This window comes from Rhodococcus sp. NPDC059234, from assembly GCF_042754225.1.
Classification (GTDB): Bacteria; Actinomycetota; Actinomycetes; order Mycobacteriales; family Mycobacteriaceae; genus Rhodococcus_G.
Map to the genome: position 1 here is coordinate 80,661 of NZ_JBHZAH010000007.1, position 6,481 is coordinate 87,141.

The window sequence follows — 6,481 nt, forward strand, 5'->3', positions numbered from 1 at the left end:
AGCAAATGCGGGGCAGGTCGGGCTGTCATGCTGGGCTGATGTCACTCCGCCGGACCGTCGTCGTCGCTGCGGTGGCGCTCACCGCCGCAGCCGGATGCGCCCGGGACACCACCCCGGCCGATGCCACCGGCGTCGAGCACCTGCGGGTCGAAGTGGTCGCGACGCACCCGCACGACCCCACCGCGTTCACGGAGGGACTCGAGGTCGCAGACGGCGAACTGTTCGAGGGCACCGGGCTGAGCGGGCAGTCGTACCTGAGCGCCCGCGACCTCGCCACCGGCGTCGAGCGGACCCGTGTCCCGGTGCCCGACGGCATGTTCGGTGAGGGCGTCACCGTGGCCGGGGACACCGTGTGGCAGTGGACCTGGCAGGACGGGGTGGCGCTGGCCCGCGACCGGGTCACCCTGGCGGAACGGTCCCGGGCCCGTTTCGACGGCGAGGGCTGGGGCCTGTGCGCGCAGCCCGACCGGCTCGTGGCGAGCGACGGCAGCGACCGGCTCACCTTCCGCGATCCGGTGACCTTCCAGCCGCGCGGCAGCGTCGCCGTCACGCTCGACGGCAAGCCGCAGGACAACCTCAACGAACTCGAATGTGCCAGCGACGGAAGGGTGTACGCCAACGTGTGGCGCACGCCCTACATCGTGCGGATCGACCCGGCGGACGGCCGCATCACCGGAGTCGTCGACGCGTCGGGCCTGCTCACCGCCGCCGAGTCACGCAACGCGGACGTGCTCAACGGGATAGCCCAGGTGCCCGGGACCGACCGGTTCCTGATCACCGGCAAGTACTACCCGAAGCTGTTCGAGGTGCGGTTCGTCTCGTAATTCGCCTTACCCGCGGGGCGTGTGGTCCTTCGTCTGTGATCTAGGACAGAATTGAGGAGTGACCGGACCTCGCGAACCCTACGACCCCAACGGGAGTCGGCAGCCCGACGACCGCGGTCGCGGCGAGGGCCATCCGGGCTACGCGAACTACCCGCCGACGCGGCGCGTGCCCGGCCGCCGTCAGCCGCTGCCACCGCTGCACCCGGTCGACAACACCCGCCGGGAGGACCCGCCGACCGAGCAGGTTCGGCAGCCGAATCCGGGCGCGCCCAAGCCGCCGCCCATTCCCCGGAAGCTGACGGTCACGCGGGTGGCCGCCATGCGTAGCCGGGAACTGACGAACAAGGGCATCGCCACCTTCCACCGCGCCGCCAAGGCGGACGGCGCCGACAAGTCGGGCCTCACGGCCCTCACGTACGCGGTGATGGCGAACTTCGCGACCGACGCCGCGGTCGCCGTCGCGCTCGCCAACACGCTCTTCTTCTCCGCGGCCACCGGCGAGGACAAGACCAAGGTCGCGCTGTACCTGCTCATCACCATCGCCCCGTTCGCGGTGATCGCCCCGCTGATCGGGCCGGCGCTCGACCGCCTCCAGCACGGCAGGCGAATCGCGCTGGCCGCCTCGTTCGCGCTGCGCACCGTGCTCGCGGTCGTACTCGTCTTCAACTTCGACAGCTGGGCGCTCTATCCCTGCGCGCTCGGAATGATGGTGCTCAGCAAGTCGTTCTCGGTGCTCAAGAGCGCCGTCACGCCACGCGTGCTGCCACCGGAGATCGACCTGGTGCGCACCAACTCACGACTGACGGTGTTCGGCCTGATCGGCGGCACCATCGGCGCCGGCGCGCTCGCCGGCCTCGTCGCGTTCATCAGCGGTACCTCCGCCGGGGCGCTGTGGCTGACCGCGCTGATCACCGTGCTCGGCGCGTACCTGAGCATGCGCATACCGGCCTGGGTCGAGGTCACCGAGGGCGAGGTGCCCGCCACCCTGCACTATCACGGTGACGACGCCGACACCCAGGTGATCGATCGCGACCACAAGGACACGGTCAAGGCCAGCAAGCGGCGACAGCCACTCGGCCGCGCGGTCATCACGGGGCTGTGGGGCAACAGCACGATCCGGGTGCTCACCGGATTCCTCACCCTCTACATCGCGTTCGTGGCGAAGTCGCGCACCGAGCACGCCCCGCTGGAGCAGGCCGCGATGCTCGCGCTCGTCGGCGCGGCCGCGGGCATCGGCAACTTCGCCGGCAACGCCACCGGCGCCCGGCTCAAGCTCGGCAAACCGACGGTCGTGGTGCTGCGGTGCACGATCGCGGTCACCGCGGTCGCGATCATCGCCGCGTTCGGCGACAACCTGCTCACCGCCGCCCTCGCCACGCTGGTCGCGTCCGCCGCCAGCGCACTGGCGAAGGTCTCCCTCGACGCCTCGCTGCAGGACGACCTGCCGGAGGAGTCCATAGCGTCCGGGTTCGGACGCTCGGAGACGGTGCTGCAGCTGAGCTGGGTGGTCGGCGGCGCGCTCGGCGTTCTGCTGCCGACCCAGTACTGGATCGGTTTCACTGTGGTGTCGGTGGTACTCGTCCTCGGTCTGATCCAGACCGTCCTCAGCTACCGGGGTTCGACCCTGCTCCCCGGACTCGGCGGCAAACGCCCCGACGTCGCCAACCAGGAGATACCGGAACCGGTCTCCAGCGCCGATTGACGCCCAACGAAGAAACGGAACCCGATGACTCTGCAAGCCCGGACGAAGAAGACCATCGCTGCACTCTCGGTGGTCGCACTGGTAGCCGCAGGCGGCCTCGCCGCCGTGGTCACCGTGCTCGTCCACGACGCCCCGGAGACCCTGCCGACGGTCACCGCGTACGCGCACTACAAGACCGTCGACGTGCACGCGGGCGTGTGCGACGCCAACCTCGCGTGTGCGGGACTCGAGGTAGCGAACCTGAGCGTTCCGGAGGGCCAGCCGCTGCAGCTGTCGCTGCCCAAGGACGTGTCGAACTCCGACTGGCGACTGAACGTGCAGATCGGCAACCCCAAGACGGGTGAGGTGTTCAACGGATACCGCGACTACACACCGGGCGAGGCGGCCGCGGTGACGGTGCCGTCCGGCAAGGACGAGCAGCTCCTCGGCGTGGTCATCCAGCTGCCGACCAACGGCGGCCTCGCACCGGTGTGGGCGGTCCAGACGTTCTAGCTGTCGAGTTCCCGGGCCACAGCGCGCACGACCTCGGAGATCCGCTGCGCGGTCTTGCGGTCCGGGTACTTGCCCTTGCGCAGGTCGGGCTGCACCTTCGCCTCGAGCAGCGTGATCATGTCCTCGACCATGCCGTGGAGTTCGTCGGGGGTGTGCTTGCGCGCGGCGTCGGCGGGGCGGCCACCGCCGCTCTGCCGGAGGGTCGGGGCCGGATCCAGCACCTTCAGGCTCAGCGCCTGCGGCCCGCGACGGCCCGCGGCCATCCCGAACTCGACGCGCTGGCCCGCCTTCAGTCCCTCGACACCCTCGGGCAGCGCAGACGACCGGACGTAGACGTCCTCACCCTCTTCCTGGGCGAGGAAGCCGAAGCCCTTTTCCACGTCGTACCACTTCACCTTGCCGGTAGGCACTGCGTTCACCTGCTCATCTACATAAAGGAACGCGCCCCACCGTGTGTGGGACGCGACATATCGGAGTCTACCCCCGCGCGCCTCGCTGGGGCACCGGGGATTTCACGGGATAACGTTGAACCGTGGCCAGTGAATCGTCCTCCCGCGGCGCCGTGACCCTGCGCATCGCGCTCACCCTCTTCGCCCTCGGCATCGCCGCCGTCGTCGCGATCTTCGTGATCTACGCGACCGGCCACGAACCGGGTTTGGCCCTGTACCTCCTGGCACTCGCTTGCCCGCTCGGATTCCTGCTCGGCATCGTGTCCGCACTTCAGTCCGGACGGCGCGTACGACGAAGGGATGACCAATGAGGATTCTGCTCAACATCATCTGGCTGGTCTTCGGCGGCCTCTGGCTCGCCCTCGGCTACTTCGTGGCCGGGGTGATCTGCTGCATTCTGATCATCACCATCCCGTTCGGGATCGCCGCGTTCCGGATCGGCGTGTACGCGCTCTGGCCGTTCGGGAAGACGGTGGTCAGTAAACCGACGTCGGGGCTCGGCTCCCTCGTCGGCAACGTGATCTGGCTGATCCTGTGCGGCATCTGGCTGGCCATCGGTCACATCGTCAGCGCTATCGCCATGGCCATCACCATCATCGGTATCCCCCTGGCGATCGCGAACCTCAAAATGGTGCCGATCTCCCTGATGCCGCTCGGCAAAGACATAGTCGACGTCGGCTCCACGCCGAGCTACCCGACGAGCTACAGCTCGTGAGCGCCCCGCCCCGCACCGTCCCGGTTGCGGGGCGGTCGCTCCCCTCGACGCCGTGGCTGGTCGGGACCCTCGCCGTGCTCGCCTGCACGGTGGTCCTCGCCCACGACCGGGTGGTCCCGCTCGGTGCCCCCCTGTGGGGCCTGTTCCGCAACGGCCTCGACCTGCTGGTCTACCGCAGCGGCGGCGCCACCGTGCTGAGCGGCGCAGGCCTCTACGACCACGCCCTGCACGGGGGCATGTGGTACACCTACCCGCCGTTCTCCGCGATCCTGTTCGCCCCGCTGCGCGCCCTGTCCCCGGACCTGACCAGCCTGCTCGGCTACCTGGCGAACTTCGCGTTCCTCTATCTGGTGGTGCTGCTCTGCTGGCGCCGGCTCGGGTATCCGCCGGACCGCAGGCTGTACGTGGTGAGCGCGCTGCTGACGGTGATCTTCAGCTGGCTCGAACCCGTGCGGACGACCATCTGGCTCGGCCAGATCAACCTGCTGCTGATGCTGCTCGTGCTCTGGGACCTCGGGCGGCCCGAGGGCAGCCGGCTCCGCGGATTCGCCGTCGGGCTCGCCGCCGGGATCAAGCTGACGCCGGCGCTGTTCATCGTGCAACTCGTCGTCACCCGGCAGTGGCGGGCGGCGGCGACCGCGACCGCGACGCTGGCCGCCACGGTCGCGGTCGGCTTCGCCGTCCTCTTCTCCGACTCGTGGGCCTACTGGACCGTCACCCTCCGCCAGTCGACCCGGATCGGCGAGACGGCCTGGCCGGCCAATCAGTCGGCCGCCGGGGTGATAGCCCGCTGGTTGCACGAGGCCGAACCGCCGCGGCTGCTGTGGCTGACGGTCGCGGTGGCGCTCGCCGTCCTCGGCATGACGGCCGTGTATCTGGCGCACCGCCGCGGCCAGGATCTCCTCGCGACCACCATGTGCGGCCTGACCTCGTGTGCCGTCTCGCCGTTCTCCTGGGGCCACCACTGGGTGTGGTTCGTCCCGCTGATCGTCCTGGCGCTCGACCGCGCGCTCCGCTCGTCCCGGGTGCTCTCGTTCGCGTTGCCGGTGGCCCTCGCGGCCCCGTTGCTGTGCTGGGCGCACCCGTTCCCGGACGGGGTGTGGGCGATCGGGCTGTTCATGATTCCGGCGCCTGCCGCCCTCGCCCCGATCTTCGCGGCGGCGTACCCGTTGCTGTTCGTCGTCACCGCGGTCGTGGTGGTCGCGACTCTGGCCCGGCGGGGTGCGGAGGAAGCCGAGGTCAGCCCCGAGGTCGCGTGTGATCTGCCTCACATAACGACCCGATCACGGGAGGGTCTCGGACCGACACCTGTCGCCTGACCTGCGCAAACATCGAGATTTTCCGGCGAAACGCCGAAGATCGCGAAAAATCCGTAGGAGATGACTCACCGGCGTCGGCCACGTACGGTCATCAACGGCCGGAAGTTCGGCCAATCCGGACCGCCGCGCCAAACCTTGTCCCGCGGAACGGATTCCCACGAATTACCCAGGGACGAGGACGGGGGACCCACGTCCCCAGCGGACACCGGTAGGCGAGCATCAGGCCTTCCTTGGGGTGAAGCCGGAAATCGCATCGATCACGATGCGGTCACGGCCGGGCGACCTCTCAGCCCGAACCCGACAGCTGACCTCGCAGGCGCGTGCGGAGAGGAACGAACATGACCGCTGCACGCCATCGCAAACCGACGAACACGCGCAAGACCGCCGCCAAGGTCGTCGTCACCACCGCAGTCTTCGGCGTGGCGGGTGCGGCCTTCGCGGCCCCCGCAAGCGCTGCCCCCGACTCCGACTGGGATCGGCTCGCGCAGTGCGAAGCCGGCGGCAACTGGGGCATCAACACCGGCAACGGCTACCAGGGCGGCCTGCAGTTCTCGCCCAGCACCTGGAATGCGCACGGTGGCGGGCAGTACGCCGCGACCGCCAACCAGGCCAGCCGTGAGCAGCAGATCGCGGTCGCCGAGAAGGTCCTCGCCTCGCAGGGTTGGGGCGCCTGGCCGTCCTGCTCCGCGAGCCTCGGCCTGACCAGCGGCTCCACCCCGCGCACCGCGACCCCGGCGCCGGCCCCCGCGCCCGCCAAGACCCCTGAGGTCACCAGCGTTCCGACCACCGACGGCACCGCCGACGTGCTCGACTCCCTCGACAGCACCCTCGCCGCCGTGAAGTCGCATGGCGTCGCGCTCGACCCGCGCATCGAGGCGCTCTACGAGCAGGCGAAGCTGAACCCGCAGGTGATCGACTTCCTCAAGGCGAACTCCGGCCTGCTGCCGCACTGACACGCACGAGTCACCCAAGACCAAGAG

Annotated in this window: 8 protein-coding genes and 1 riboswitch; of the genes, 7 read left to right on the top strand and 1 reads right to left on the bottom strand. The window is 69.5% G+C overall.

Going from position 1 to position 6,481, the window contains the following annotated elements; all coding sequences use genetic code 11:
* The first annotated feature begins 38 nt into the window (after nt 1-38).
* From ACFXGJ_RS03125 to ACFXGJ_RS03135, 3 genes are read left to right on the top strand one after another with little or no spacing between them, the layout of a single operon-like run.
* Complete coding sequence (locus ACFXGJ_RS03125; RefSeq protein WP_378616367.1) at nt 39-824, top strand: glutaminyl-peptide cyclotransferase; 786 nt, start codon at nt 39-41, stop codon at nt 822-824.
* Between the two features lie 58 nt (nt 825-882).
* Entirely contained in the window at nt 883-2,526 is a 1,644-nt protein-coding gene (locus tag ACFXGJ_RS03130; RefSeq protein ID WP_378616369.1) for an MFS transporter, read from the top strand.
* Nucleotides 2,527-2,550: 24 nt separating this feature from the next.
* A complete protein-coding gene (locus ACFXGJ_RS03135) occupies nt 2,551-3,018 on the top strand; it encodes a DUF2771 family protein (RefSeq protein WP_378616371.1) in 468 nt (155 codons plus the stop codon).
* Here ACFXGJ_RS03135 and ACFXGJ_RS03140 read toward each other — a convergent pair.
* Nucleotides 3,015-3,428, bottom strand: a complete 414-nt coding sequence (locus ACFXGJ_RS03140) for a cold-shock protein (RefSeq protein ID WP_378616394.1) — start codon at nt 3,426-3,428, stop codon at nt 3,015-3,017. The genes ACFXGJ_RS03135 and ACFXGJ_RS03140 overlap by 4 nt on opposite strands.
* 122 nt (nt 3,429-3,550) lie before the next feature.
* On the opposite strand from ACFXGJ_RS03140, the gene ACFXGJ_RS03145 reads away from it, so the two are divergent.
* The 4 genes from ACFXGJ_RS03145 to ACFXGJ_RS03160 all read left to right on the top strand — a co-directional run bounded on the left by ACFXGJ_RS03145 (nt 3,551) and on the right by ACFXGJ_RS03160 (nt 6,454).
* The gene (locus ACFXGJ_RS03145; protein ID WP_378616373.1) at nt 3,551-3,778 is read left to right on the top strand and encodes a hypothetical protein; all 228 of its coding nucleotides are present in this window, start codon (nt 3,551-3,553) and stop codon (nt 3,776-3,778) included.
* The gene (locus ACFXGJ_RS03150) at nt 3,775-4,182 is read left to right on the top strand and encodes a YccF domain-containing protein (RefSeq protein WP_378616375.1); all 408 of its coding nucleotides are present in this window, start codon (nt 3,775-3,777) and stop codon (nt 4,180-4,182) included. The genes ACFXGJ_RS03145 and ACFXGJ_RS03150 overlap by 4 nt, the downstream gene beginning before the upstream one ends.
* The gene (locus tag ACFXGJ_RS03155) at nt 4,179-5,501 is read left to right on the top strand and encodes a glycosyltransferase 87 family protein (RefSeq protein ID WP_378616377.1); all 1,323 of its coding nucleotides are present in this window, start codon (nt 4,179-4,181) and stop codon (nt 5,499-5,501) included. Before ACFXGJ_RS03150 ends, ACFXGJ_RS03155 begins: the two co-directional genes overlap by 4 nt.
* Nucleotides 5,502-5,632: 131 nt before the next feature.
* A riboswitch (cyclic di-AMP (ydaO/yuaA leader) is annotated at nt 5,633-5,836 on the top strand.
* Between the two features lie 3 nt (nt 5,837-5,839).
* The gene (locus tag ACFXGJ_RS03160; RefSeq protein WP_378616380.1) at nt 5,840-6,454 is read left to right on the top strand and encodes a transglycosylase family protein; all 615 of its coding nucleotides are present in this window, start codon (nt 5,840-5,842) and stop codon (nt 6,452-6,454) included.
* Nucleotides 6,455-6,481: the final 27 nt, after the last annotated feature.